Below are 25,071 nucleotides of genomic sequence, written 5' to 3'. Positions count from 1 at the left end.
GCCGAGTGTAGTGATTCGTCTGATCAGTGGTGGTGAGTGGGTATGGGTCTCGCGGAACTGAAGTCCGCCCTGCCGGACTACGCGGCGGACCTGCGCCTCAACCTGGAGAAGGTCGTCGACGGCTCCCGCCTCACCGGGCAGCAGCTGTGGGGCACGGTCCTGGTCTGCGCGATCGCGTCCCGCTCGCCGCGTGTACTGCGCGAGCTGGGGCGGGAGGCCAGGGCCCGGCTCTCCCCGGAGGCGTACACCGCCGCCCGCTCCACCGCCGCCGAGATGACGATGAGCAACGTCTTCCACCGCACCCGCCATCTGCTCTCCGACCCGGAGTACGGCCGACTGCGCGCCGGTCTGCGGGCCAACGTGCTCGGCGACCCGGGCGTCGGGCGGACAGACGTCGAGCTGTGGTCGGTGGCGGTGTCGGCGATCAACGCCTGCGGTGCCTGTCTGGACGCCCACGAGCGGGTGCTCCGCGCGGCGGACGTCGACCGGGAGACGGTGCAGGAGGCGTTCAGGATCGCGGCGGTCGTCCAGGCCGTCGCCACGACTCTGGACGCGGAGGCGATCCTCTCCGAGTGACCGCGGCACGGGCGTACGGCCGTAGTGCCGCGTGGTCGTGCGGTCGTGCGGCGCCTGGCAGCGGCGGGTGACGGAGGGGCCCCGGTGGGTGACTGGACGCGGCAGGCGGGACGTCCGACAATGGGCTCACCCTCTCTCCGTTCGTCGCCGCCTTCGTCGTACCGGCCGCGAGGACCGTCCTTCTCCGATTGAGGGAGCCACCCGCAATGACCGTCGTCCTGGTGCTGATGGCCGCCGTCGCCCTGACCGCCGCCGCTGTCCTGCCGCGTGTGCTGACCCGGGCCGGCTGGCCCGACCGGGAGCCGGTGCTGGGGCTGTGGGTGTGGCAGTGCCTGGTCGCGACCGTGCTGGTGTGCTGCCTCGCCGCGCTGCTGCTGGGCACGACGGCGGCGTTCGGGACGGTTCGGGCCCACGCCTTCGCCCCGGCGCCGTCGATACCGGCACGGGCCGCCGCCGCCTACCAGCTGGGGCCGTCCCCCGTCTGGCTCACCGTACTGACGCTCCTGCTGGCCTGCGGGGCGGCCTGGACGGTCGCGATGCTCGCCCGGGAACTCGCCGAGGCACACCGTCGGCGTCGGCTGCGGCGCATCCATCTGCGGGAGCGCGCGCCGGACCTGCCCGCCGGTTTTCCGGCCGCGCGGGGGCCGCTGCTGGTTCTGGAGGACGAGTATCCCGACGCCTGGCTGCTGCCCGGCCCGACGCCCCAACTCGTGGTCACCACGGGCGCGTTGCGTCGGCTGTCCGACCACGAGCTGGACGCCGTACTCGCCCATGAACTCGGTCATGCCCGCGCCCGCCACGACTGGCTGCTGCATCTCTCGCAGGCGCTGGCCACCGGTTTCCCGCGCGTCCCCGTCTTCGCGCACTTCCGTGACCAGACGCACCGCCTGGTCGAACTGGCCGCGGACGACACCGCGTCCCGGCGCTGCGGCCACCGCACCACCGCGGTGGCCCTGATCGAACTCAACCGGCACCGGGGCGTGTTGTCCTGCGCATGCACCCGCGGGCAGCTGGGCGACCGGGTCGAGCGGCTCCTGGCGCCTCCGCCGCGCCTGGACGCGCCGTACCGCGCCGCGGCGCTGCTGGCCGCCGCGGTGGCCCCTCTGATCCCGTTGCTGATCGCGCTGGGACCGGCGCTGAAGGTGCTCAGCTGAGCTTGGAGGGGGGGCGCATTGGCTTCGCCTGCGCCGGCATCTGCGTCTGCGCTGCGCGGCGGCTGACGGTCCGCTGCGGCTGGGCGCACAGTTCCCCGCGCCCCTAGAGGGCCTGCGGCCGCTCCAGGGCGGTTACGCAGGAGGGGGGTCGGACGGCGGTGGGCTCTGCTCGCGGTGCTGGGCTTTTGTCAGTGCGATCTCCGCCGATGTCGCTCCGCGTGGCTTCGGGGCGTGGTGCAGGGCCGTCGAGTCCTGGGTGTGGGCCTGGGAGTAGACGCGCAGGTAGCCGACGACCGTGTTCGTCACCGCGACCAGCGGTACGGCGACCACCGCGCCGCCGATCCCCGCCACCATGCCGCCCGCCGCCACGGACAGCACCACCGCGAGCGGGTGGACCCGGACCGCCCGGCCCAGGATGAACGGCTGCAGGACGTGCCCCTCGATCTGCTGCACGGCCAGCACCACCGCGACCACCAGCACCGCTGTGACGACGCCCTGTGTCACCAGCGCCACCACCACCGCCAGGGCACCCGAGGCGACCGCGCCGACGAGGGGGATGAAGGAGAACAGGAAGATGAAGACGGCCAGCGGGACGGCCATCGGCACGTCCAGGAAGTAGATGCCGAGGCCGATGAAGATGGCGTCGATCAGAGCCACTATCACCGTGCCCCGCACATACGCCGTCAGCGTGCGCCACGCGCGCGGACCCGCGCCGGCGACACCGGGACGGGCCGCCGCCGGGACCAGCTTCAGCGTCCACTCCCAGATGCGCTTGCCGTCGTAGAGGAGGAAGAGGGTCGAGAAGGCCGCCAGCAGTATGCCGGTCAGCGCCTCGACGACGACCGTGACGCCCTCCAGACCCACCGAGGTGATCGAGTCCGTGTTGGCGCCGATCGCGTCGCGCAGGTTCTCGGCGATCTTGTTGATCTGCTTGTCGGTGACGTGGAAGGGGCTGTTGAGCAGCCAGTTGCGAAGTTCGTCGATGCCGTCCTGGACCTGGTCGGAGAGCTGGTCGGTGTTCTCGATGACCTGCCAGGTCACGAACCAGCCGATCAGCCCCATCACGACGAACCCGAGGATCGCGGTGAGCGCGGTCGCGGGCCCCCGCGGCATGCCCCACCGGGTGAGGCGGGCGACCGTGGGCTGCAGCAGCGCGGTGATGAGCAGCGCCACCACGAAGGCGAAGACGACGAGTTGGACCGCGCCGATGACCCGCATCAGCACCCAGAGCGTGCCGGCGAGCACCAGCAGCCGCCAGCCCGCCTCGGCCGCGACCCGTACGCCCCACGGGACGACGGAGGCCGGCTCGGGCCGCACGGCGATCACGCCGGGGCCGGTGGGGGTGGTCGTGGTGCGGGCCCGGGGAACCTGCTCGCGCTCATCGTGCTCGCGCTCATCGCGCCTGTCCGGCTCGGCATCATCCGGCTCGGACGCATCGGGCTCGGACCGGGGGCCGTGCTCATACCGGGAGCCGTGCTCGTGCTCGGGTGGTGAGGTGTCCGGTCGTGACGGGGTGCCTTGCGGCGAGTCCGCGTCGTCCGTGTGCTCCTTCTCCACCTCGGCCCGGCGTGCGTCCAACCGCTCACCCAGCTCAGTGAGTCGGCCACCGATCCGGCCCAGCAAATGCGGCACTCGCGACATGATCCGCCCTCGTCCCCCGTCTCTCCCTCTGCCCATCGATCTCCCCCAAAGCCTCCAGAGCCTCGGGAGCAGCGGTCCACGTCCGACCGTACATGGCCGAAGCCCCTCACCGAAGGACGGTGAGGGGCTCGGAAAGGTTGAGACAACTGAGCGCGGAATCCGCGACAGTCGCGGCAGACTCAGTAGTAGTTGTTGGCCTGCCAGAAGTTCCACGCGCCACACGGGCTGTCGTAGCGGTCGTTCATGTAGCTCAGGCCCCATTTGATCTGGGTTGCCGGGTTCGTCGCCCAGTCGGCGCCGGCCGAGGACATCTTGGAACCCGGAAGCGCCTGCACCAGACCGAACGCGTCCGAACTGGGGTTGTCCGCCTGGTAGTTCCAGCTGGACTCGTGGTCCACGATGTTGCTGAAGCACTGGAACTGGTCCGCCGGGACGATCTGGCGTGCCATTTCCTGGACTTCGGCAATCGTGTACGAGGCCTGCTGCGGAAAGCTGGACGCGTCGCGCGTCGCGGAACGGCTGGCCGCCTCTTCCGCTTCCTTGCGCGCCTTCGCCTCGGCCTCGGCCTTCTCGGCCGCCTTCTGCTTGGCTACCGCGTCCTTGGCCGCCTGCTTGCGAGCAGACTCCTCGGCGTCCTTCTTGGCGGTGGCGTCGGCGGCGATGGCCTGGACATCGGCCTGCTGCGTCAGGGACGCGGTCTGCACCTCGGCCTGGGAGCCCACGGGAATGTCCGTGAGCAGCGTGGTGTCGCCTACCAGTGCCTCGGCGTTGTTGGGGGTCCCGGTGTCGCCCGAGGCCACACCCGTAACTGCGCCGACAGCGGTGACCGCGGTGGCCGAGGCCACTGCGAGTCCCCGGACCGAAATCCGGCTCACACGGTTTCCTTCCAGCATCGCCCGCTTCGGTGACCCTGGCGGACGCAATCTTGCCCCCAAGACGCTGGCCTCCCAACTGCGGGGTCACGGGAGACACGGGCCCGGTGGGCAACTCCTTTGCGAGGAGCGCCGCGTGGTGCACGGGCGGCATACGACGACGGTATGGAGTTGAAGGTGGTGCTTCGGTGGTGCCGTACTACTGGGGGTACAGATGTGTCGTATGCGGGGCCTGACAGGAGTGAGACTCTGCCGCACCCGGACGCCGGGTGGCAATTCTGAGTTGCGTGTGAAAGCTCACACCTCGTTTGTCCCCAGTGATTTCAGGAAAGCCGCAGACGCGGAAGCGCCGCCCGGCTAGGCTCTTCGCCTTTGCCGGACGGCGCCTCTTTTGTGAACTACACGGTAACCGGACGCAATTGCCCAATTGCCCGAGCGAGTTCCTATCTGCCCAACCAGGGTCAGATCTGCCCGTCCTCCAGCATTTCGGTCACCAGTGCGGCGATCTGGGATCGCTCCGACCGGGTGAGGGTGACGTGCGCGAAGAGCGGGTGCCCCTTCAGCTTCTCGACGACGGCCACGACACCGTCGTACCGGCCGACCCGCAGATTGTCCCGTTGCGCCACGTCATGGGTGAGAATCACCCGCGAGTTGGAGCCGATTCGGGACAGCACGGTGAGCAGGACGTTCCGCTCCAGCGACTGCGCCTCGTCCACGATCACGAACGCGTCGTGGAGCGACCTGCCGCGGATGTGGGTGAGGGGCAGCACTTCGAGCATGCCGCGTGCGGTGATCTCCTCGATGACCTCGCGGCTGGTGACCGCGGACAGCGTGTCGAAGACCGCCTGCGCCCAGGGGCCCATCTTCTCGGACTCGGAACCCGGCAGATAGCCGAGTTCCTGGCCGCCCACCGCGTACAGCGGCCGGAAGACCATCACCTTCTGGTGCTGCCGCCGTTCCAGCACGGCTTCCAGCCCCGCGCACAGCGCGAGCGCCGACTTGCCGGTGCCGGCCCGGCCACCCATCGACACGATCCCGATGTCAGGATCGAGCAGGATGTCGAGCGCGATCCGTTGCTCGGCGCTCCTCCCCTTGATACCGAACGCCTCGCGATCCCCGCGTACGAGGCGGACGTTACCCTCCGCCGTGACGCGCCCCAGTGCCTTGCCGCGCTCCGACTGGATCGTCAGACCGGTGTGCACCGGCAGCTCGGCGGCCTCGGGGACGTAGGCGTGCCCCTCCTCGAAGAGAAGGTCGACCTGCTCGCCGGCCAGGGTCAGTTCGGACATTCCGGTCCAGCCGGACGAGCCCGTGATGGCCAGCTCCGCACGGTACTCCTCGGCGAGGAGCCCGACGGACGAGGCCTTGATCCTGAGCGGCAGGTCCTTCGACACGACGGTGACGTCGTACCCCTCGGCCTGCAGATTGCGGGCGACCGCGAGGATGCGGGAGTCGTTGTCCCCCAGGCGATAGCCGCTTGGCAGCACGCTGGGGTCCGAGTGGTTGAGCTCGACACGGACGGTCCCACCCAGCTCCCCGATCGGAATCGGGGCGTCGAGACGGCCGAACCGGACGCGGAACTCGTCCAGCAGGCGCAGGGCCTGCCGGGCGAAGTACCCGAGTTCGGGATGGTGCCGCTTGGCCTCCAACTCCGTGACCACGACGATCGGCAGCACGACTTCGTGCTCCTCGAAGCGGTTCAGGGCGCCTGGATCGGCCAGCAGGACGCTGGTGTCGAGAACATAGGTGCGCCGGTCTGGCATACGGCGCTTTGTGCTGGTCACCACGGAAGGACGTACCCCCTCGGATGAGGTCGGGGAGCGACGAAGGAGATCTGGACCGGTCGACGGCCCCAGTGCGCGGGCCGAGAACCGGCCCTCCGCCTGTTCGCCCGTGCTGTGACCACACGGTCGGGCTGGTGCAAAGGGCCTCCCGGGCGGACGGCCCCGTGCCGTCCGCTGAGATACGACACCCGTGGTTCGGGTGTCGACCTGCTTGGCTTATGCCCTCGAACATGCGCGGCCATGCCACGACAAACGGCGGCGCGCTGGTGAACTCCTTGTTACATCCGCCCCAGGGAGGGTGAATTTCACCCCGTGGGCCCATTCGGGGCCGGGTCGGCTCCGGCCCGGTTCAGCCGCCGAAGCGCCGGTGGCGGGCCGCGTAGTCGCGCAGGGCACGCAGGAAGTCGACCTTGCGGAAGGCCGGCCAGAAGACCTCGCAGAAGTAGTACTCCGAGTGGGCCGTCTGCCAGAGCATGAACCCGGACAGCCGCTGCTCGCCGCTGGTGCGGATGACGAGGTCGGGGTCGGGCTGGTCGCTGGTGTAGAGGTGCTTGCCGATCATGTCGATGTCGACGCTCTCGGCGAGTTCCTCCAGCGAGGTGCCCTTGTCGTGGGCGTCGAGCATCATCGACCGCACGGCGTCGGCGATCTCCTGCCGACCGCCGTAGCCGATGGCGACGTTGACCAGTATCCCGCCCGCCACGTGCGCGGTGGCCTCCTCGGCCTCCTTGAGCTGGGTCTGCAACTGCCCGGGGAGCAGGTCGAGGTTGCCGACGTGGTGGACACGCCAGCGACCGTCGGCGGCGAGCGAGGTCACGACGTTCTCGATGATCTCGAGAAGCGGTGCCAACTCCTCCTGCGGACGGTTGACGTTGTCCGTGGAGAGCAGCCAGAGGGTGACGACCTCGACGTCGGTCTCGGAGCACCAGCCGAGGAACTCCTCGATCTTGTCCGCGCCGGCCCGGTGCCCCTGGGCGGTGGTGGAGCCGGCCGCCTTCGCCCAGCGGCGGTTGCCGTCCACGATGACGCCGATGTGCTTGGGCACCTGGTCGTGGTCGAGGTGGCCCTCCACCCTGCGTGTGTAGACCCTGACCAGCAGTCGGCGCAGGTTGTCGCGCAGGTTCACGTGTTTGTCAGCCCCTCCGTACGGATCGGACAGGCGCGGCCGGGCGCGATCCCTGGCGCGATTTCCTGCCCGTGTGGTGGTCCTCGGGGGTGGCGATCCCCGGAGGGGAAGCGTACCGCTGCGGGACGGGGGGTCCTGCGCGCGGGGAACGGGGGCCATGCGCCCGGGGGCCGCCCGGGGGCCGCCCGGGGGCCGCCCGGGGGCCATCGGCGGGCAAAGGGGACCTTGCCGCCGGGACACCGCCACGGCGAGGGAAGGGGGTGCGGAGCGGCGTACGGGAGGGGGTCGAGGAGGGTGCGGAAGGCGGGGTCGGAGAGCGGCGGTATCCGGCTGGCGCCGACCGGGCACAAAAAACGGGCCGGTCCGTGGGGGGGAGACGGACCGGCCCGAGGGGGGGCTTCCACCATAACCCTTCGTGAGTGATGCTGTGTACATCGACGCGGAAAACTACTCTCCGAAGTCGCCTGGCAACGCATGGATGGCCCCGGAAGCCCTTTTTCACGGTCGGATCATGGCTGAAAAACAGTTGATTCCCAGGAAAAAGCGCGAGATTCTGGGCGATCCAGAGGCATCCGACGGGTTTCATCCCCTGATCCGGCGCCACCCGTCAACCCCGAATCCATCCGGGTGAAGGACGGGCGCCCGGAAGGTTCGGAGGGCCCCGAACCCGGCCCCCCTCCGTGGGGCGACCCTGTCGCGAACGCTTGCTTGACGCCGTCGCTAACTTCGCAGCCATGGCCACGTTCACCACCACAGAGACACCGGAGCCGATCCCACTGGAGCTCGCCGAGTCGGGACGAGCACGCCGACGCGGGCTGCTCGGCCGGGACGGGATCGAGGGCGCACTGCTGCTCACGCCCGCGAGTTCGGTGCACACGTTCGGAATGCGATTCGCGATCGACGTCGCCTATCTCGACGCAAAGGCGCGGGTCCGAGCGGTAAGAACCATGCGCCCGGGCCGAGTTGGGCTTCCCCGCCCATGGGTCCGATCGGTCCTGGAGGCGGAGGCCGGAACCCTGGAGAGATGGGGGGTTCGGCGCGGCGTACGACTCGCGATCCGGGCCGACGATGCGACGCCGGAGGACTGCTGAACAGGCGCGGGACGCCTTCGCGCGAGCCGGTGACAGACGGGCAGGGCACCGCGCAGGCCCCTCCTCTGCGCGGTACCCTCCACGCAGCTTTGCTTGCGCGAATTGCCTTTACTCAAATTTACGTGACGCCGACCCCTGCTCACGAACCCCGGCGATAACGATGTGGAAACCTCGTGAAACCTTTTCGGGCATACGCACACATGTCGCACGGGAGGCAGGGCGGGGCGCGGAGGACCAACTTCCTCCCACTGGATTTTCGCCAATATTCGGACGAGGGCGAGCGATATCCGGATGCCTGCGGGCGAGATATCGATCTATGCGGCATATGGGCCGAATTGCGGTGAGGCTTGGCGGGCAGGAACCCAGTGGACAAGAACCCAGCGGACTGTGACAAGCGGTCGACGGGTCGGCTCAGCCGGAAGGCTTGCGGGCCTCGAAGAGATGGCGGCTGCTGTGTGCCACGAATGAGCCCTCGGCTTCGATCTGCTCGTGCAGGGACCGGAGTTGGGGCCGGTAGGCGTCGACTGCGAAGCCGGGCACCATCCAGATCACCTTGCGCAGGAAGTGCACGACGGCGGCGATGTCGTAGAACTCCATCCGCAGCCGCTCGGCGCGCAGTTCGACGATCTCCAGCCCGGCGGCCTCCGCGCCAGCCCGCTCACGGTCGGGATGGCGGGCGCCGCGCTGCTGGTCCGGCTGCGGTCCGAGGAAGTACTCGACGAGTTCGTACGCGCTGGCGGGACCGACGTGCTGGGCGAAGTACGTACCGCCGGGTCGCAGGACACGGGCGATCTCGCTCCATGGCGGGGACACCGGGTGCCGGCTCACGACCAGGTCGAAGGCCTCGGCGGCGAAGGGCAGTGGCGCGTCGTCCGGTACGGCGACGACCGCCACGCCGCGCGGGTGGAGCAGGGCGGTGGCCTTGACGACGTTCGGTGGCCAGCCCTCGGTGGCGACGGTGAGCGGGGGAAGCTTCGGGGCGGTGTTGAGCACCTCTCCGCCCCCGGTGTGCACGTCGAGCGCGGCGGCCACGCGGCCCAGCCGCTCCCCCATGGCCCGGGCGTACCCCCAGGAAGGCCGCGCTTCGGTGGCCCGCCCGTCGAACCAGGAGAAGTCCCAGCCCTCGGTGGGGACCGCGGTGCCTTCGGCGAGAAGTTGCTCGAAGGTGGGCGGAGCCGTGGGTTCGGGCACGGGCGCGGGCATGGGTTCGGGGGTAGGCACGGACATGGGGGTGATGTTCGCAGGCGGATGTCAGTGACCGCTGATAATTTCCAGGCGGTGTGAGTCCGAGGCGGTGTGAAGCGGCGTGAAGCCGTGGGGGCCGGGAGCGGGAAGGTTTGGTACGGGACATGCTGTACGCCGATGACGAGACGACAACGCTGCGCGCGAAGCTCGACCAGGAGCGGGACGCGGTGCTGTGGAAACTGGAGGGCCTGGACGAGGAGCAGGTCCGCAGGCCGATGACACCTTCGGGGACGAGCCTGTTGGGGCTGGTGAAGCATCTGGCGTCGGTGGAGTACGGCTGGTTCGTGGAGACGTTCGGCCGCGAGACCGAGTCGTTCTGGTTCGACCCGTACCTCGGCGAGGACATGACGGTGGGCCCGGACGAGTCCACCGCCCGGATCACCGACTTCTACGCCCGTGCCCGCGCCGCCGCCGACCGCGTGCTGACGGAACTCCCGCTGGACACCATGGGCAAGCCCGCGTGGCGCGACGACGAGTGCTCCCTGCGCTGGGTCCTGGTCCGTATGACGGCGGAGACTGCACGGCACGCGGGGCACATGGACATCGTGCGGGAGCTGATCGACGGGAGCACAGGCGCGTACCGCCCGTCATGACCCGGCTGGGCTCTCCTGGCTGCCGAGGACGAGCATGATGTGCTCGTCCTCGCCGTGGCGGACGGTACCGGTGCGACGGAAGCCGTGCTTTTCGAGGAGGCGGACGGAGGCGGTGTTCCCGGCGAAGGGGTCGGCGTACAGGGGCCGGTGGGTCTCGCGCCGCAGAAACTGACCGAGGGCGACGGTACCGACACCTCTCCCCCAGTACGGCCGCGCGAGCCAGTATCCGACGAAGCGATCTCCACCGACACCCTGTTCGCCCTCCCACCAGGCGACGATGCTGCCGGCGGGTTCACCGTCCACCGTGACCAGCTGCACGAACACGGTGCTGTCGCCGAGGATCCTCGACTTCCAGTGCCTCATGAAGGCATCCCGCGGCCGAGGCGTGAACCGTGACCGGCGGACGGCTTCGGGATCGTTCTCGGAGACGAACAGGAACTCCAGGTCGGCTTCGGTGACGTCGCGGAGTCGCACGTCGTCGTCCTTGCCGGTCGCGTTGTCGGTCATGTTGTCGGTCATGGTGGGGAGTGTGGCAGGGGGCACTGACATCGGCTGAGGCGGAACATCGCTTACGCCTCCGGCGCGTCGGCCCGCCCGTACCGCAGCATCACGACCCCGTTGCCGAAGGTCTGAGACTCGATGAGCCGAAGCCGGGTGGTCCGGTCGGCGTCGGGGAAGAGGGGCTTACCGCGCCCGATGAGAACCGGATGGACGTACACGAGATACTCGTCGACAAGGTCCTGCCGCATGAACTCGGCGGCAAGCTCGGCACCTCCGAGCCCCAGATCCCCACCGGGCTGCTCCTTGAGCGCCCGAATCTCCTCCGGAACGACCTCCCGCACGATCGTGCTGTTCCACTCCGCGTGGTCCAGGGTCCGGGAGAACACGTACTTCGGCATGTCCCGCCAGATCCCGGCGAACTCGATCACATGCTCCGGACTGTCCGGATCGGCATCGGCGGTGGGCCAGTAGTCGGCCATGAGTTCGTGGACAACTCGCCCGTGCAGGAAGGCACCCATGGATTTGGCCTGTTGATTGAGGTGCCGGTGCAACTCGACGTCGATCACGTGCCAGTCGATGTCACGGTTGGGCCTCTCGATGTAGCCGTCGAGGGAGACGGACATCATCAGCACAACTTTCCTCGCCATTACCGCACCCCTCGCCACCGACACCGTTGTCGCACAAGCGTCCACGGTACGCACCGGGGTGGGGGAGAGCGGGGTGCCACGCGTATCCGCTGAGCGGAGCGGCCGAAGGGTGCGGTCGGTTTTCCTCGTCGGACCCATGCCCACCATTACCGTTCCGCGCTGGTCCCGAACTCCAGAGGGTTCTCGAAACTGACCGTCTCGACGATCTGCCGGAGGATCACGCGATACTCCGCGCGGCGGGCCACGGCGGTCGTGTTCATGGTAAAGACCGCCAAACGCCTGCAGTCCGGGTGCGGCACATGTGCATGAACCTGCAGAAGTGGCTGCTGTGGAAGACCACAGTCGACTGCCGCTTTCAACGCAGTCTCACTCAGCGTTGCCGGTCCGCAGGGGAGTTCGAGGTATTCGATGTGGGTGTGGCCCGCAGTGGATGTCACCGCGCGGGGCAATGGCAACGTCACGCCAGGAGATGGTGAAGAAAGAGAGCAGGGGCCGACCGCTTGTCGCCCCTGTTTCGTTCACGTCGTCACGGTGCAAACCGATCGAGCAGTGGATGATACCGAACTCACCCAGAGCGCCCAGTAGTTGCTGCGCCTGTGCCAGTTGGGCAATGATCTGCTGCCGGGCCATCTCGTTGGTCGCGGCACCAGAAACGGCACGAAAGAACTGCGCACACGATCGTGTTCGCGCGGGTCAGTGCCTTTTTTGAAGGTCGCCATTCCTACGCGCCGGAGAATCGTGGGTACGGCGACGGTTCGACGCCCGGCGCGACACTCACTCCTGTTCGCCCAGGCCGAAGCGCCGCTCAGCAAGTACCGTATCCACTTGGCCTGGATGGACAACGCAGCGCTGACCACTGCCGATTCCGCGCGACCTGATCCACTGACTCGCCCACGATCTTTGGGGGAGAGATCGTGACTGGCATCAACTGGGAAGAACCCTTCTGCAGCGAAGGCACCAATTGCTTCCGTCTCAATGCCGACTCCGACGGCAACGCCTGCATGGAGGTTGCCGTCCAGTCCCGACGCCATACTGAGACTCCTCCGCAAGGTGGAGACGTCACTCCCCCTTCTGGAACGTCACCTCCACCCGCCGGTTCTTGCGTCGGCCCTGTTCCGAGCTGTTGTCGGCGATCGGGTAGTCCTCGCTGTAGCCGCGTACCTGGAAGGTGACGTCTCCCCCGAGGCCGGCGGCCAGTTCGTCGTGGACCACCTCCGCGCGGTTCTTGGAGAGGGTCAGGCCGTGCGCGTACGAGCCCAGGTTGTCGGTGAAGCCGAAGACCCTGACGTTCGTGGCCTTCTGGGCCTTTATCTCGTCGGCGATGGCCTGGATGCGGGAGCGCGCCTCCGGGTTCAGCTTCGAGCTGTTCTTCGGGAACAGGACTTCCGCCTGGAGGGCGAACGTGACGGTCTCACTGGTGTCCACTCGGCGTTCCTCGCCGCCCATGTCCTCCACGACCGACATGATGTCGAGCACCTTGGACGGGGCGAGCGTGGCGCCGTCGGCGAGTTTCAGGCCGGGGCTGTTGGGGTCCACTTCGGGGGGTGGGGAGGTGGTCAGGCTGCCGCCCGGGGACCCGCTCGGGTCATCGCCGTCGGCGTGGGCGACGGGAGCGCCGAGAGTGAGCGCGGCCAGGACTGCCAGGGCCGTGACCGTGGTCGCGGTGGGGCGATGAGTGCGGGTCATCGTCACTCGCCCTCAGTGATCTCGATGGACGCCGGGGGCATCGAGCCGACCAGGAAATCGACCTTGCTGGTGCTTTCAGGAGGGGCGGGGAACTGGGCGAACCAGTCCGTGGTCGCACCCGTGTCGACGCCACCGGAGAACCTCGTGCACAGGCAACGCCCTTCCGTGTCGCGGAGGACGAGGTACTTCTTCTTGCCGGTGGTGTCGATCAGACTGGCGCCCGCGATCGACCCTCCATTCGCCTGCAGGTCGGTCTCGTCACCGCGCCAGTCCGCCCCGACCCACGGGGCACCCGTACCGTTGGTCACCTTGCCCTCGACGGTGACGAAGCCGCCTTCGTCTCGAGCGGCCGACGTGACCTGGAGGGTCAGGCCTCCTGCCTTCACCTCCGCCAGCACCGGGTCTGCGGCAGGGGCCTGGGTCTTGTCCTTGTCGGCGTCTCCCTGGTCCGTGGCTGTCGAGGTGGGCGAAGGACTCGTACTCGACGCCTTGTTGTCGCCGCCTCCTCCGTCTCCCCCGCCGCAGCCGGCCACCGCGAGAAGCAGCACGGCCGTGATCGCCACCGTCGACAGCGCCCTGCGGCTCTTCTTGGTATGCCGGAAATCCATCGGTACGGCTTCCTCTCACTCGGCCAGATGCACAGAGAACAGCACGGACGCGTCGGGGAAGTCGTCCGGATCGAAATCTACGGGGTCGATGTTCACGATCTGGCCGTCGCAGTTCAGCTCGATCGGCAGCGTGGGATCCGCACCGGCGTCGAAGTCACAACGCGGCTGAATGACGGCTACGGCATGGGCCCTGGCGTGCATGCCTTCCGTACCCGGAATGATCGACGCGCCGACCGTGTTGTTCGTCTCCACAGCGACCTGGAATCCGGGGTAGCCGCCCCTGTCCACGAGTACGGCGCCGCCCTGGACCCTTGCCCCGTTGTCCGCGGCGAGTGCCTCCGCTGCCGCCGTGGCCCCGGCATCGGGTGGATCCTGGCCGTTCAACCAATGGAGCCAGTCGTCGCCCTGTCCGATCGCGCCTGTCAGGGTTGTCATCAGCTCGTCGCGGGCGTCCTGGGCTGCCGCCAACGCCGCAGCGTCCGCCGCGGACTGAGCTCCATTGCGGACGGACGCTGCTTGCGCGAAGACGAAGAACGCGACGGCGGTGAAGAGCAGGATCCCCGTCAGCCAGATGTAGATGGGAAGTGTCTGGCCTCGGTCCCCGCGCACTTCTGGAAGCCCTAGCCAGTGACGGCCTTTACGGCTTTCAGAATCGCCGACGAGATCACTCCGCCCAGCCCCAACCCGTTGATCAGCGTGAAGATCCCCGCAATGATGATCATGAGGCCCGCGTATTCCACGAACCCGGCTCCCGCGTCCCGTTCCTGCCCCCGCATCCGGGAGGCAACGGTCCGCACCCACCTGTTGACCTTCAGCATGGCTTGCGCCTTCCCGCCCGACACCACTAGCGACCTCAGCACAGTACGTGAGAACCCGCCTACCGCGCGTGGGCCCGTGGGCCCAACTTCCCCCCGCGGTACGCCCCATCACTCCCACCCCTCTCGAGCCGTACCCAGCCACCGGGCGATCGCTTCGCTCCGGGTCGCACTGTGCAGCTTTGCGAAGATGCGGTTGATGTGGTTCTTGACGGTCTTCTCGCTGATGAAGCAGGCGGCGGCGATCTGCTGGTTGCTCATGCCGGCCGCGATGAGATCCATGACCTCAACCTCCCTTGAGCTCAAGTCGAAGTGCGGTCGATTGCGGTCACGGGCGGCGAGGGTGGTCACGTGGGCGAGCCGGGTCCGCCGAGACCCTCGCAAGAGTGCCATAGATGATTGCAGGTGCGAAGCGATTTCGTTCGGTTCGTAGGAATCGCCGAGTGAATCCGCGACATCCGGACGAGGTCGACTCCGCGCGCCCCCTGCCACCGCCCGCACCGCCTGCGTCAACTCCTCCGTGGTGAAGCCTCCGTGGACCAGGTAGCCCGACGCGCCTCTGTGCAGAGCCTGCCTCACCACCTCCGGCTCGCTGCTGTACGTCAGCATCATCACCGGGGCCAGCGGGGCCAGTTGGGGGAGAGCTGTGAGGCCGTCCGTGCCTGGCATGTGTACGTCGAGGAGGATCACGTCAGGGTGTACGCGCTTCGCCGCCGACACCGCATCGGTGCCGTTCGACGCCTCCGCGACCACCTCCATGTCCGGGTGGCCGCCAAGCAGCGCCGCCAGGCCCGCCCGTACCACCGGGTTGTCGTCCGCCACCAGAACCCTCAACGGCTCCGGCCGCCGTTCATCTGTGGACATGCGATGCGGCCTCCTTCCGGGGCCGGGGGGCGGGTACGTGGTCGAGGCCGGGGCACCTCACCTCCACGCTGATCTCCGTACCCCCCTCTTCACACCGGCTCAGGTGAATCACGGCACCCAGCGTCCTCGCCCGTTCCACCATGCCCAGCACGCCGAAGTGGCCTGATCTGGCGCTCTCTTCGAGGTTCAGGGGGGTCGGGAGGCCCACTCCGTTGTCCCGGACGCGGAGCGTCACGCCCTCCCCCGATGACTTCGCCACCAGCGTCACCCTCGTCGCGTCGGCGTGCCTGCGCGTGTTCTCCAGTGCCTCCGACGCGATCGCCAGGAGGTGGTGTGCTGTCCGGTGCGGGAGGGTGGCGAGCTGTTCGGACTGCGATTCCAGGGTTGTACGGATTCCCGTGCTCCGCTCGAACTCAGCCGCCCTGTCGGCCAGTTCGACACGCAGGTCTACGTCCGGTGCCGTCAGGTCCGTATGGTGGCGCAGGTCCGTGAGTAGCTCGCGGGACTCCGCTGCGGCGCGGCGGGCGGCCGAGGCCACCAGGGTCGCCTGACGGCGTACCGCCTCCGGGTTCGCTCCGTCGTCCGACGAGGTCGCCGCCAGCGCCTCCGCCGCCAGTGCCAGCCCGTACAGGGTCTTCGCCACCGAGTCGTGCATCTCGCGTGCCAGGCGGGCCCGTTCCGAGTCCACCGCTTCCGCCACCGCCAGCCGGGAGTTCGCCTCCGCCAGTGCCTCGCTCGCCGTACCGAAGCGGAACATCAGGTTGCGCAGCGTGACGCCGATGATGCCGGCGCCGATGCAGAAGCCCGCTATGAGGAGGGTGCTGGTGCCGGTGCCCGGGCGGTGTTCCCAGGTTCGGTGGACCGTGAGGAGTACCACCAGTTGCAGGCCGGTGAGGGCGCCTGAGCCGCGCCAGCCGTAGAGGAGGCCTGCGAGGAGCGGGGTGCAGACCGTGGCGTAGGCGAGCGGGGAGGCGGGGGACGCCATGAGGAGGAGTACCGCCGCGAATGTCAGGTCCGCTGCCATGAGGGTGGGGTGGGCCAGGAGGCGGGGGGCGAGCCGGTCCCAGTCCCGGTACATCGCGTACGAGGCCGTGATGCCCAGGACCGCCGCCGCCAGGACCGCGTAACGCGGGGAGCCCTGTGCCGTGTTGGTCATCGCGAAGGGGGTGCCGAGGGCCAGCATGGTCATGCGTACGGCGAAAGTCTGACGGCACAGGGCCTGGAGTGCGTTCAGTTGGAGGCGGACCGTGGCGGGCGCGGGGGCGTCGTCGGCCAGGTAGCCGGCGGTCGGGTCGTAGCCCCGGCCGTGCTTCACACGACGTCGCATGTCCGTCACCCACGCCCTCATGGCCTCAACGCCCCAGAATCGAGCCGAAGTTGGTGCCGGAGCCGAGGAACATGCCCGTGGCGATGAGGATCATCGTCGCCGGGAGCATGAACACCAGGGTGACGAGGGTTGCCTTGGGGATCGTCTTCGCGGCGCGGCGGCGGGACTCCTGGGCGTCCGTGCGGCGCATGTCGGCGGCGATCTGGATCAGGGTCTCGGCGATCGGGGAGCCCAGCTCCTCGCCCTGCTGGAGCGCCGAGACGAACTGGGCGACCTGCTCACTGGAGTTGCGTTTGCGCAGAGCGTCGAAGGCCTGGCGGCGGCTGACGCCCATGTCCATCTGGCGGAGTGTGATGCGCAGTTCGTCCGCCCAGGGGCCCTCGTACTTCTCCGCCACCCGGTCCAGGGCCTGGCGGAAGCCCAGCCCCGCCGAGACCACGACCGCGAGCACGTCCAGGAAGTCGGGGAGGGTGCGGTCGATGACGTCCTTGCGTTCCCGTACCGCCTGCCAGATCGCGGCGTCCGCGGCCGTCAGTCCGAAGGCGAAGGTGATGACCGCGAGGACCAGTTGGCCGTTTTCGAGGAAGATCAGGCCGAGGAGGATGCCGAAGGTGACGTAGACCGCGCGGCGGGCCGCGTAGCGGGTGATGGTCAGGCCGCCGGGGTTGCCGGCCATGTCGATGCGCAGGCGTTTCGCGTCGACGCGGCGCGGGCCCATCAGGCGGAGGACGAGGGGTGCGAAGCGCATGCCCATGCGGTCCACCGCCGAGTCGGCCTTCGAGACCCGGGTGCCGCCCACCTCCAGGGCGAGTTGCAGGTCGGAGGGGAGTTTGACGTCGGCTCGGATCATGCGGATGCCCAGCAGGGCGCCCGCGACGGCGATCGCCATCACCAAGGCCAGTAGCAGTTGCAGCATCCGTTCACTCACTCCCCTCAGACCTCGATCTTGCCCAGGCGGCGGATGACGAAGAACCCGACCGTGTACAGGCCCAGGGAGAGGAGGACCAGGCCTTGGCCGAGGCCCGAGCCGGTCACCCTCTCCAACGCGCCCTCGTTCGAGGAGTTGACGAGGAGGAGGGAGCCGAGGCCCAGGCAAGGGACCGTGAAGGCCGTGGCGTTGACCTCCGACAGCATCGTGCGGACCTCCCTGCGGGTCTCCTTGCGGTCCTCGAGCGTCTGGGTGAGGTTGCGGAGCGAGCTGACCACCGAGCCACCCGCCTTGTTGGCGAGGATCAACGTCGTCACCAGGACCACCAGTTCGCGGGACGGCAGGCGTTCCGCCAGTTCTCCCAGCGCGTCGTCCACCGTCCGGCCCATGGTCAACTGGTCGGCGACCCGGGCCAGTTCCTCGCCCGCCGGGGCCTCCAGTTCCTCGGCCGCCATCGCCAGTGACGTCCGCAGGGCGAGTCCGGCCGCCGTCGCGTTCGCCAGCAGGCGGGCCACGTCCGGGAGTTGGTTGATGAACGCCTCGATACGTTTCTGGCGTTGCCAGTTGAGGAAGATCGCCGCCCCCCAGACCGTCACCAGCGCGGCGATCGGGCCGAAGAAGGGGGCCAGTGCGGCGGCTGCCAGCAGCCACAGCGCGACGCCGGCCGCGACGACGTACGTGAAGAACTCGCCCGCTGTCAGGTCCAGTCCGGTCGCGGAGAGGCGGAGGTGGATCGTGCGGCCGAGGCGGGTGCGGCGCAGTCTGCGGTCGACGGTCGCGAACCGGCGTACACGGCCGGCCGCCGTGCGCAGCGCGCCGCCGCCGGACAGGCGGTCTTCGAGTGCCTGGCGCTGGGCGTGGCCGGCGGCGTACGTGTGCACGCCCGCGACGGCGAGCGTGCAGCACAGCATGGTGGCGCCCAACGCCAGCGGGACCGTGTTGTTCATGGCGTCTCGCTCCGCGTAGTTGTACGGATCCTTGGCATGGTCCTCGTCGTCCGCGTGTTCATCCGATCGCCTGCCTCGAGTCCAGTACGTCGAGCACCTCGGCCACTCCGAACGCCGGGGGCAGCGACTCGTTCGCCAGGTACAGCTTCTCGGCGACCGGGCGGGGTACCGGGAGGTGTTCGAAGTAGCCCTGGGCGACGCGGTCGGGGCCGGTCGGGCGGGTGACGTAGCGGGAGACGGTCACGATGCGGAACTGTTCGCGGCCGTGGGAGACGAGGAGGGCGATCTCGGCGATGCGGCGGGACCCGTCGACATGGCGGGCCAGTTGGACGACCACGTCGACCGCCGAGTTGATCTGGTCCTTCAACGCCTCGAAGGGGATCATGACTTCGGACATCGAGCCCAGGGTCTGCAGGCGCATCAGCGCGTCCTCCGCCGAGTTGGCGTGGACGGTGGCGAGGGAGCCGTCGTGGCCCGTGGACATCGCCTGGAGCATGTCGAGGGTCTCACCGCCTCGGACCTCACCGACGATGATGCGGTCGGGGCGCATACGCAGGGAGTTGCGGACCAGGTCTCGGATGGTGATCTGGCCCTTGCCCTCCACGTTCGGCGGGCGGGATTCGAGGCGGATCACGTGTTCCTGCTGGAGCTGGAGTTCGGCCGAGTCCTCGATGGTGATGATGCGTTCGTGGGCGGGGACCAGGCCGGAGAGGGCGTTGAGGAGCGTGGTCTTGCCGGTGCCCGTACCGCCGCTGACGATGACGTTGAAGCGGGCCCGGACGAACGCGGCGAGGAGCATCAGCATCTGCTCGTCCAGGGAGCCGAGGCCGATCAGCTCCGGGAGCGTGTAGGCGCGGGGGAAGCGGCGGATCGTGAGGGTCGGGCCGGTGAGGGAGAGGGGCGGGATGATGACGTTGACGCGTTCGCCGGTGGGCAGACGGGCGTCGACCATCGGATTCGACTCGTCCACCCGCCTGTTGACCGTCGAGACGATTCGCTCGATGGTCTGCATCAGCTGCTCGCTCGACGCGAAGCGCATGGGGAGCTGTTCGACGCGGCCCGCTCGTTCCACGAAGATCGAGTCGGGGCCGTTGACCATGATCTCGGTGATCGACGCGTCGGCGAGGAGCGGTTCGAGGACGCCCAGGCCGAGAGCTTCGTCGACCACCCGCCGGATGAGCTGGGAGCGTTCGGCGGAGGACAGGACCGGGCCCTCGCGGCTGATGATGTGGCCGAGGACGCGTTCCAGGCGGACACGGCGTTCCGCTGCCGCGAGGCTGGACATCTCCGCGAGGTCGATCTCTTCGAGGAGCTTGGCACGGTAGACGGCGACGAGGTGGCCGTCCTCGCGCGCGGTTCCGTTGCCGTGGTCGTCGGCGGAGGCTATGCGGGAGCGCAGGCTCATGGTCTCGGTCTCAACTCCTCTCCAGTCAGCGTGTGTTGCTCGGTTCGGTCGGCGCCAAGGGGCGGTGGCCCCAGGACAGCCGGATCGGTCGTCAGTCGTCTTTGTCGTTGGGCATGGTGGCTCGGCGGGTCACGGGCCAGGAGTCGAAGATCGGGATGATCGCGGGGACGGTCACGGTCACGGTCGCGGTGGTCGTGTCCCCCGCGCCCAGCGGTGCCTCCACCTGGGGGTTCAGCCAGTCACTGACGGAGGCGGTACCCGCCGCCTGCCCGTCGCCCCCGAGGGAGGTCGCCCGGGCCGCGGCACGGGCCCCCGTACCGGCCTGGTTGATGCCGTAGCCGATCAGGCCGAGCTGGATGCAGGCCAGGCCGATGACGATGAGGATCGGCAGGAAACCGGTGAACTCCAGGATGGAGGAACCTCGGTCCCCCTTGCCCCGGACGCGGTTCGCCAGTCGGCCCCGAAACCTCCTCGTCCTCGTCCTCATCCGTCCTCGTCTCCCTCCAGCGCCGCTCCCGCCTCGCCGATCACCCTCCAGTTGACGTCGAACCCCGGGAAGAACAGCGGGACTTGGGCCTGGACGGTGGCCTTCATGACCCCGCCATCAGGGCCGCAGTCGATAGTGGCGCCGTTCCAGGCTCCGGGGAGGTGCTCGCCGCCCGCGCTCTCGCAGGCTCCCTCGTAGCCGCCGGGGTCGAGGGCGTACGCCGCTGTGGCCGCGCGAGCCGCCTCGTCCGCCGCGTTCCCGGCCAACGAGTACGTGTAGCCGTACAGCACGCACTGCCACAGGATGCTCATCACGACGAGCAACAGCGGGAACATGCCCGCGAATTCGAGGGTGATCGCGCCTCGGTCGCCGCCCTTCTCCGCCCGTCGCCGCAGGGTCGACGAGGCCCGGTCGGACGACGACTTGCGCCGCTTGCCGCCGCCCCCTTCGTGGACGACGACCAGGCCCAACTCCCCGGCCAGCGACCAGAGGGCCTGCTTGACGGTAGAGCGGGCGTCCAGGTCCTGGAGCCGGCCCGCGTCCACCACGCCCTGAAGTTCCTTGAACGCGGCGGGAATCGAGGCGCGGGCGACCTTGGTGCCGGTGACCTTCTCGACGAGCGAGGGCTGGATCTCCGTACCCTTGGACTGCCTGTTGACGACTGTCAACGTCTCCTCGGCCTTGCGGATCTGGAGGCGGTCCCAGAGGCGGACCATGCGTTTGGCGGCGCGTACGGCGACGACGTCCGGGGTGACGAGGAGCAGGGCGTGGTCGGCCATCTCGACGGCGGCGGCCGTCGCCGAGTCCATCCGGGCGCCGCAGTCGACGATCACGACGTCGTGCCGGGAGCGCAGGGCTGCCACGACCTGGCGGGTCACCCTGTCGGTGACCTCCTCGCCGCGTTCGCCCTCGGCGGGGGCGAGGAGGAGGCCGATGCCGGTGTCGTGGACGAAGACGGCGTCCTGGAGGACTCGCGGGTTGATGTCCGTGATGGCGGCCAGGTCGGCGATCGACCTGCGGAACTGGACGTCCAGGTAGGAGGCCACGTCCCCCGACTGGAGGTCCAGGTCGAGGAGGGCGACGGTGTGACCCGAAGCCCGTGCGGCGAGGGCGAGTTGGACGGCCGTGACGGTGGCGCCGACCCCGCCCTTGGCGCCGGTGACGGTGACGACCGTACCGCCGGGGCCCGAGTACAACTCCGGGGCGTTGCTGCCGAGATGGCGCCGCATGCCCGACGACCAGGAGGCCGCCGCCTGGACGCGCTCGGCCAGGGCGTCGTAGGTGAGGGGCAGTTGGACGATGCCACGTGCGCCGGAGTCCATGGCGGCGGTGAGGACGCCGGTGCTGGGGTCGGCGGTGATGAGGACGACCCCGACGGCCGGGAAGCGCATCACCAGGTCGCGGACGAGGTCGAGGGCCGGTACGGGCCCTATCCGCTCGTGCACGAGGACGACTTCCGGCAACTCGTCGAGGGACTCGGCGGCCAGCCGGGCCAGGGTGTCGAGCAGCGCGGTCGAGTCGGCGACGGGCGGGGCGGGTTCGGCGTCGGGGAGCCGGCTGAGGAGGGTGCTCAGCGCGCGGGCGGACTCGATGTCGGCGGTGGCGGCGAGAACGCGGATGGTCATCGGCGCACCCTCGGAAGGCGCGGCTGCGGCTTCGGCTGCGACCGTCGCCGGGGCTGCGGCTTCGTACGTACGGACCTCATGTCCGCCTCCTACTTGTCCTTGTTGAGGGTGTACGTACGGTCGGCGGTATCGGGGACGGCCGTCAGTTCGCCGCCCGCGACGAGGGACAGGCGGACGTGTTCGGCGAACGACTCGGCGTAGGCGACGCGTTGGGCGTCCGCCGTCTTGAGCGCGAAGGTGATCGGGACGGCCTCCGTCGCCGTACGTTGGCGGTCGTTGCTCGACTGCCCCGGTTCCAGGGCGGTGAGCTTGCCGACGTCGATGACGCGTGCGTTCGTGACGAGCAGCTTGGCTTCGTCGACGCCCTTCTCGCTGTCCTTGGACTCGAAGGTGGCGTAGATGTTGACGAGCGACCCCGGGTTGATCTTTCCGGCCACACCGGTCGAGGCGTCGATCATGATCGCGATCTCCTGCTCACCGGCGTTCAGTTCGGGCCGGTCGACGATCATGTCGGTCTGCAGCAGGGAGCCCTTCTCCAGCCGGGTCACCGCGACCTTGCCGCGGATCTGGGAGACGCGTGTGACGGCGGTCTGCGACAACCACCGCTTCGGCATGGAGATCTTCTCGAACTGGTCGGCCGTGAGCTCCTTGTAGGGCGCGACATCGCTCTTGAGGCGGTACGCCGTCACCTCAGGGCCGACCTTGGAGTTCACGTCGCGGATCACCGAGAGCACTCCGACAAAGGCGCCGATGGCGCACAGGATCGAGAGGACCAGCAGGATGACGCCGCGGCGCTGGCGTGAGTTCATGACGCGGACAACCTCGATCGGGGGTGGGGACGGACACGTCTTCTTGAGTCTCTTGCGTCTCTTACGTCGTACCTCGGGGCAGTGCTCGTACTGGTGTTCCTGATACTCCTGCCGGGGTTCCTGCCCGCCCGAGGGCCGCGGGAAGCTCAGAAGGCGAGGCAAGTGGGGCGGCGCAGAATCCGCAGCGGTCTCCGATGAGTTCGAGGCCGCACCAGTGACACTCCTCGCGGCGTACGGAGGAGACCAGTTGGTAGAGCACGGAGACGTCGTGCAGCCCTGCGGCGAACTCGACGATCTTCCCGGTTCCCCACCAGCGGGGGGACTCCGCGGGCAGCGGCACGGGGGCGACTCCCTGCACACGCCAGGCGGGTGCGAGGGTCGAGGTGACCCAGTCGGAGGGCGCCTGCCTCTGCGCGACGAGCAGCCGTGTCCCGAACTCGGGCCCGGCCAGCTCCTCCTGGCCCACCCGTACGAGCTGGGCCCGCGGGTTGGCCAGTACGGCGAACTCCGCGCCCGGCATCCAGGACTTGGCGTGCGACTTGAGGGAGACCGGCACCCGGTCGAGCTTGGCGACGGAGCCGAGGTGGGCGCCCGCGTAGATGTAGTGGGCGAGCAGCCGGGCGGAGGAGGCGAGCACTCCCGGGCTGAAGTCGCACATGGAGAGCTGCCTCAACTGCTGGGCGAGCAGGGCGAGTCCGAGGGGCGGCAGATCGACGGCGAGCAGCGCGATCCGGTCGCTCTCCAGGACGGAACGCACGGTGTGCAGCCGCCGGGTGAGGGCCGCGTCCGTGGCCGCCGGGTAGAGGGCGATGACGTACCCGTGCTGCTCGATGAGCGTGTGCATCCCCATGAGAGCGCCGTCGAGGCTGTCGAGGGACGGGACGGCGGCGGGCGGGGTCTGCCGGTCATGCGGTGGGAGCACCAGGTCGGAACTGGTGACGGCTATCGCGGTCGGCACGCTGCACACCACCCCGTTCACTGCGGCGGGGTGGTCGGCCACCGCCTCAGATCGCCCCTGTGACGTCCTCTTGCATCAGCACCTTATCCACGGCATGGCCCGCTCAACACCGAATCTTCTAGATCAACTAACGGAAGGTGGAGCCCGATCGACGGAGAGTAAGGCGAATATGCCACAAGTCGGGTGGCCGGGAGGGTAGTTGATGAGGCACCCGCGCCGAAGCCGACGACCCCTTCGGGGGCAGGTCTGCCAGAATTCTTCACACCTTCGACAACTTCACGAGCTTCACGGGTAAACCTCGTCGCCGGAATTGTGGCCTCCATCACAGCGCAAGGGGTCGGCGCCTGATCCACTGCCCGGATGATCGGTCTGATACTCCGCGTCCTGCCCTGGTACATCCGCGAACCCCTGGCCATCTCCGTGTGCCTCTTCTTCAGCGGCGCCTGCTTCTACTGGACCATCCAGGCCGGATGGTGGGCCAGATTCGGCTTCGGCCTCCTGTTTCTCGCCATCGCGGTCCTCCGGGGGTTCATCCTCAGAGGGGAGTTGAGATCGTGGCGGGCGACCAGAAGGGCTCCGGAACAGCCCAGACCCGCACAGGCCGCACAGTGACCCCCTGAGGCACCGACCCGCCTGCCGCCGGTCTCAGGCGTACAGCCTCGCGATGGCGAAGTCGACGAGTTCATCGAACTCCATCTGCCTCGGCGTGCCGTTCTGGGTGTTCCACTCGGCGACGAACCAGGCGCCGTGCCATTCGGCACGCCATACGTCGCCGTGCCGGTTCTCGAACTCGACGAAGCTCCCGGTTCCGCCGTCCATCAGCCGCAGCTCCTCGACGAGCCGCGCCGGCTCGGCGAGGCCCCGGCCCGGGTTCGTGCTCCTGCCCCCGGTCCGGGTGTCGGCGTACCGCATCTTCAGGAAGGGGAGAGGTTCGCGGTCGAGATGGTTCAGGCGCAGCATGCGGTACCTGGTGACGGCTTCGTCGAGCGTCTCGTCGCCGGAGAACTCGCAGACGTACGCCGGAAAGGTGAGCCGGACGTGCGGGGTCAGGTCCGGGTTCTCCACGCGGTAGAAGCGGTGGACCTCGGGCGCGATGCCCACCACCGCGTCGAAGCGGTGACCGGCGGGCGGTTCGAAGCAGTCGAGTGAGCCCAGAAAGGGGTTACGGGCGAAGAGCGCGTCCTCGTAGTCCCGGGTGAAACGGAGAGTGCTGACGGCGAGGTCCTGGTCGTAGGAATTACGGCCGCTCAGTTGGAGCAGCCGTTTACCGTCGGCGGACAGCGCGTGGCACTCCCCGTCAGGTCTGCGGCCAAGCCGCCGGAGGACCCGCAGAGTCGGCATTTGAATGTACTGGTCATATTCTTTCGCTGGACGTTGAGCGC

The 25,071-nt window shown here is 68.7% G+C and carries 27 protein-coding genes; 6 read left to right on the top strand and 21 right to left on the bottom strand.

Annotated elements, in window-relative coordinates:
* Positions 1-42 precede the first annotated feature (42 nt).
* Both PV734_RS32000 and PV734_RS31995 read left to right on the top strand, forming a co-directional pair.
* Entirely contained in the window at positions 43-576 is a 534-nt protein-coding gene (locus PV734_RS32000) for a carboxymuconolactone decarboxylase family protein (protein WP_319293132.1), read from the top strand.
* Positions 577-782: 206 nt separating this feature from the next.
* Positions 783-1,730: a M56 family metallopeptidase gene (locus PV734_RS31995; protein WP_319092239.1), complete on the top strand. Its 948-nt coding sequence runs from the start codon at positions 783-785 to the stop codon at positions 1,728-1,730.
* A 132-nt stretch (positions 1,731-1,862) separates the two neighbouring features.
* Here PV734_RS31995 and PV734_RS31990 read toward each other — a convergent pair whose 3' ends face one another.
* The 4 genes from PV734_RS31990 to PV734_RS31975 all read right to left on the bottom strand — a co-directional run bounded on the left by PV734_RS31990 (position 1,863) and on the right by PV734_RS31975 (position 7,153).
* Positions 1,863-3,371, bottom strand: coding sequence for an AI-2E family transporter (locus PV734_RS31990; protein WP_319293129.1), 1,509 nt, complete (start codon positions 3,369-3,371; stop codon positions 1,863-1,865).
* Positions 3,372-3,550: 179 nt separating this feature from the next.
* Positions 3,551-4,264, bottom strand: a complete 714-nt coding sequence (locus PV734_RS31985) for a transglycosylase SLT domain-containing protein (protein ID WP_319092241.1) — start codon at positions 4,262-4,264, stop codon at positions 3,551-3,553.
* A gap of 440 nt (positions 4,265-4,704) precedes the next feature.
* Complete coding sequence (locus tag PV734_RS31980) at positions 4,705-6,030, bottom strand: PhoH family protein (RefSeq protein ID WP_319092242.1); 1,326 nt, start codon at positions 6,028-6,030, stop codon at positions 4,705-4,707.
* A gap of 346 nt (positions 6,031-6,376) precedes the next feature.
* On the bottom strand, positions 6,377-7,153 hold the full coding sequence (locus tag PV734_RS31975; protein WP_319092243.1) for an isoprenyl transferase: 777 nt from the start codon (positions 7,151-7,153) through the stop codon (positions 6,377-6,379).
* 415 nt (positions 7,154-7,568) lie between these two features.
* Here PV734_RS31975 and PV734_RS31970 point away from each other — a divergent pair, with 415 nt between their 5' ends.
* Complete coding sequence (locus PV734_RS31970) at positions 7,569-7,784, top strand: hypothetical protein (protein WP_319293127.1); 216 nt, start codon at positions 7,569-7,571, stop codon at positions 7,782-7,784.
* A 103-nt stretch (positions 7,785-7,887) separates the two neighbouring features.
* Entirely contained in the window at positions 7,888-8,244 is a 357-nt protein-coding gene (locus tag PV734_RS31965; protein WP_319092245.1) for a DUF192 domain-containing protein, read from the top strand.
* Between the two features lie 411 nt (positions 8,245-8,655).
* Here the strand turns inward: PV734_RS31965 and PV734_RS31960 are convergent, their stop codons facing one another.
* On the bottom strand, positions 8,656-9,447 hold the full coding sequence (locus tag PV734_RS31960; RefSeq protein ID WP_319092597.1) for a class I SAM-dependent methyltransferase: 792 nt from the start codon (positions 9,445-9,447) through the stop codon (positions 8,656-8,658).
* Between the two features lie 146 nt (positions 9,448-9,593).
* On the opposite strand from PV734_RS31960, the gene PV734_RS31955 reads away from it, so the two are divergent.
* A complete protein-coding gene (locus PV734_RS31955; protein WP_319092246.1) occupies positions 9,594-10,082 on the top strand; it encodes a DinB family protein in 489 nt (162 codons plus the stop codon).
* Here PV734_RS31955 and PV734_RS31950 read toward each other — a convergent pair.
* The 15 genes from PV734_RS31950 to PV734_RS31880 all read right to left on the bottom strand — a co-directional run bounded on the left by PV734_RS31950 (position 10,077) and on the right by PV734_RS31880 (position 23,689).
* Positions 10,077-10,601 carry a GNAT family protein gene (locus PV734_RS31950; protein WP_319092247.1) on the bottom strand — a complete coding sequence of 175 codons (525 nt, stop codon included), beginning with the start codon at positions 10,599-10,601 and terminating at the stop codon, positions 10,077-10,079. The two genes, PV734_RS31955 and PV734_RS31950, sit on opposite strands and share 6 nt — an antisense overlap.
* A gap of 50 nt (positions 10,602-10,651) precedes the next feature.
* The gene (locus PV734_RS31945; protein ID WP_319092248.1) at positions 10,652-11,230 is read right to left on the bottom strand and encodes a dihydrofolate reductase family protein; all 579 of its coding nucleotides are present in this window, start codon (positions 11,228-11,230) and stop codon (positions 10,652-10,654) included.
* A 1,059-nt stretch (positions 11,231-12,289) separates the two neighbouring features.
* Positions 12,290-12,916 (bottom strand): OmpA family protein, encoded by a 627-nt coding sequence (locus tag PV734_RS31940; protein WP_319092250.1) that lies wholly within the window; start codon positions 12,914-12,916, stop codon positions 12,290-12,292.
* A gap of 2 nt (positions 12,917-12,918) precedes the next feature.
* Positions 12,919-13,524 carry a hypothetical protein gene (locus tag PV734_RS31935; RefSeq protein WP_319092251.1) on the bottom strand — a complete coding sequence of 202 codons (606 nt, stop codon included), beginning with the start codon at positions 13,522-13,524 and terminating at the stop codon, positions 12,919-12,921.
* A gap of 15 nt (positions 13,525-13,539) precedes the next feature.
* Positions 13,540-14,133 carry a pilus assembly protein TadG-related protein gene (locus PV734_RS31930; protein WP_319092252.1) on the bottom strand — a complete coding sequence of 198 codons (594 nt, stop codon included), beginning with the start codon at positions 14,131-14,133 and terminating at the stop codon, positions 13,540-13,542.
* Between the two features lie 11 nt (positions 14,134-14,144).
* Positions 14,145-14,342, bottom strand: coding sequence for a hypothetical protein (locus tag PV734_RS31925; RefSeq protein ID WP_319092253.1), 198 nt, complete (start codon positions 14,340-14,342; stop codon positions 14,145-14,147).
* Between the two features lie 108 nt (positions 14,343-14,450).
* Entirely contained in the window at positions 14,451-15,203 is a 753-nt protein-coding gene (locus tag PV734_RS31920; RefSeq protein WP_319092254.1) for a response regulator transcription factor, read from the bottom strand.
* A complete protein-coding gene (locus PV734_RS31915; RefSeq protein ID WP_319293125.1) occupies positions 15,190-16,530 on the bottom strand; it encodes a sensor histidine kinase in 1,341 nt (446 codons plus the stop codon). Before PV734_RS31915 ends, PV734_RS31920 begins: the two co-directional genes overlap by 14 nt.
* A gap of 25 nt (positions 16,531-16,555) precedes the next feature.
* Positions 16,556-17,446, bottom strand: a complete 891-nt coding sequence (locus PV734_RS31910) for a DUF5936 domain-containing protein (protein WP_319092256.1) — start codon at positions 17,444-17,446, stop codon at positions 16,556-16,558.
* Positions 17,447-17,463: 17 nt separating this feature from the next.
* Positions 17,464-18,405 carry a type II secretion system F family protein gene (locus PV734_RS31905; protein WP_319092257.1) on the bottom strand — a complete coding sequence of 314 codons (942 nt, stop codon included), beginning with the start codon at positions 18,403-18,405 and terminating at the stop codon, positions 17,464-17,466.
* A gap of 58 nt (positions 18,406-18,463) precedes the next feature.
* On the bottom strand, positions 18,464-19,810 hold the full coding sequence (locus PV734_RS31900) for a CpaF family protein (protein WP_319092258.1): 1,347 nt from the start codon (positions 19,808-19,810) through the stop codon (positions 18,464-18,466).
* 91 nt (positions 19,811-19,901) lie between these two features.
* Positions 19,902-20,297, bottom strand: coding sequence for a TadE/TadG family type IV pilus assembly protein (locus tag PV734_RS31895; protein WP_319092259.1), 396 nt, complete (start codon positions 20,295-20,297; stop codon positions 19,902-19,904).
* Complete coding sequence (locus PV734_RS31890; protein ID WP_319293123.1) at positions 20,294-21,922, bottom strand: AAA family ATPase; 1,629 nt, start codon at positions 21,920-21,922, stop codon at positions 20,294-20,296. The genes PV734_RS31895 and PV734_RS31890 overlap by 4 nt, the downstream gene beginning before the upstream one ends.
* Before the next feature lie 89 nt (positions 21,923-22,011).
* Positions 22,012-22,731, bottom strand: a complete 720-nt coding sequence (cpaB, locus tag PV734_RS31885) for a Flp pilus assembly protein CpaB (RefSeq protein ID WP_319293121.1) — start codon at positions 22,729-22,731, stop codon at positions 22,012-22,014.
* 61 nt (positions 22,732-22,792) lie between these two features.
* Positions 22,793-23,689, bottom strand: coding sequence for a hypothetical protein (locus tag PV734_RS31880; RefSeq protein WP_319293119.1), 897 nt, complete (start codon positions 23,687-23,689; stop codon positions 22,793-22,795).
* Between the two features lie 360 nt (positions 23,690-24,049).
* On the opposite strand from PV734_RS31880, the gene PV734_RS31875 reads away from it, so the two are divergent.
* Complete coding sequence (locus tag PV734_RS31875; RefSeq protein ID WP_319293117.1) at positions 24,050-24,301, top strand: hypothetical protein; 252 nt, start codon at positions 24,050-24,052, stop codon at positions 24,299-24,301.
* A 33-nt stretch (positions 24,302-24,334) separates the two neighbouring features.
* Here the strand turns inward: PV734_RS31875 and PV734_RS31870 are convergent, their stop codons facing one another.
* The gene (locus tag PV734_RS31870) at positions 24,335-25,030 is read right to left on the bottom strand and encodes a hypothetical protein (protein WP_319293115.1); all 696 of its coding nucleotides are present in this window, start codon (positions 25,028-25,030) and stop codon (positions 24,335-24,337) included.
* Between the last annotated feature and the right edge of the window lie 41 nt (positions 25,031-25,071).

Source organism: Streptomyces sp. AK08-02 (genome assembly GCF_033795085.1).
Classification (GTDB): domain Bacteria; phylum Actinomycetota; class Actinomycetes; order Streptomycetales; family Streptomycetaceae; genus Streptomyces; species Streptomyces echiniscabiei.
This window is presented reverse-complemented; position numbering and strand designations above follow the sequence as displayed.

Coding starts and splice junctions, on each gene's coding strand:
- PV734_RS31875 (WP_319293117.1), top strand. CDS start 24,050: ATGATCGGTCTGATACTCCGCGTCCTGCCCTGGTACATCCGCGAACCC.
- PV734_RS31920 (WP_319092254.1), bottom strand. CDS start 15,203: ATGTCCACAGATGAACGGCGGCCGGAGCCGTTGAGGGTTCTGGTGGCG.
- PV734_RS31940 (WP_319092250.1), bottom strand. CDS start 12,916: ATGACCCGCACTCATCGCCCCACCGCGACCACGGTCACGGCCCTGGCA.
- PV734_RS31935 (WP_319092251.1), bottom strand. CDS start 13,524: ATGGATTTCCGGCATACCAAGAAGAGCCGCAGGGCGCTGTCGACGGTG.
- PV734_RS31990 (WP_319293129.1), bottom strand. CDS start 3,371: ATGTCGCGAGTGCCGCATTTGCTGGGCCGGATCGGTGGCCGACTCACT.
- cpaB (WP_319293121.1), bottom strand. CDS start 22,731: ATGAACTCACGCCAGCGCCGCGGCGTCATCCTGCTGGTCCTCTCGATC.
- PV734_RS31890 (WP_319293123.1), bottom strand. CDS start 21,922: ATGACCATCCGCGTTCTCGCCGCCACCGCCGACATCGAGTCCGCCCGC.
- PV734_RS31910 (WP_319092256.1), bottom strand. CDS start 17,446: ATGCTGCAACTGCTACTGGCCTTGGTGATGGCGATCGCCGTCGCGGGC.
- PV734_RS31985 (WP_319092241.1), bottom strand. CDS start 4,264: ATGCTGGAAGGAAACCGTGTGAGCCGGATTTCGGTCCGGGGACTCGCA.
- PV734_RS32000 (WP_319293132.1), top strand. CDS start 43: ATGGGTCTCGCGGAACTGAAGTCCGCCCTGCCGGACTACGCGGCGGAC.
- PV734_RS31965 (WP_319092245.1), top strand. CDS start 7,888: ATGGCCACGTTCACCACCACAGAGACACCGGAGCCGATCCCACTGGAG.
- PV734_RS31900 (WP_319092258.1), bottom strand. CDS start 19,810: ATGAGCCTGCGCTCCCGCATAGCCTCCGCCGACGACCACGGCAACGGA.
- PV734_RS31870 (WP_319293115.1), bottom strand. CDS start 25,030: ATGCCGACTCTGCGGGTCCTCCGGCGGCTTGGCCGCAGACCTGACGGG.
- PV734_RS31925 (WP_319092253.1), bottom strand. CDS start 14,342: ATGCTGAAGGTCAACAGGTGGGTGCGGACCGTTGCCTCCCGGATGCGG.
- PV734_RS31915 (WP_319293125.1), bottom strand. CDS start 16,530: ATGCGACGTCGTGTGAAGCACGGCCGGGGCTACGACCCGACCGCCGGC.
- PV734_RS31895 (WP_319092259.1), bottom strand. CDS start 20,297: ATGAGGACGAGGACGAGGAGGTTTCGGGGCCGACTGGCGAACCGCGTC.
- PV734_RS31905 (WP_319092257.1), bottom strand. CDS start 18,405: ATGAACAACACGGTCCCGCTGGCGTTGGGCGCCACCATGCTGTGCTGC.
- PV734_RS31960 (WP_319092597.1), bottom strand. CDS start 9,447: ATGCCCGCGCCCGTGCCCGAACCCACGGCTCCGCCCACCTTCGAGCAA.
- PV734_RS31955 (WP_319092246.1), top strand. CDS start 9,594: ATGCTGTACGCCGATGACGAGACGACAACGCTGCGCGCGAAGCTCGAC.
- PV734_RS31945 (WP_319092248.1), bottom strand. CDS start 11,230: ATGGCGAGGAAAGTTGTGCTGATGATGTCCGTCTCCCTCGACGGCTAC.
- PV734_RS31995 (WP_319092239.1), top strand. CDS start 783: ATGACCGTCGTCCTGGTGCTGATGGCCGCCGTCGCCCTGACCGCCGCC.
- PV734_RS31950 (WP_319092247.1), bottom strand. CDS start 10,601: ATGACCGACAACATGACCGACAACGCGACCGGCAAGGACGACGACGTG.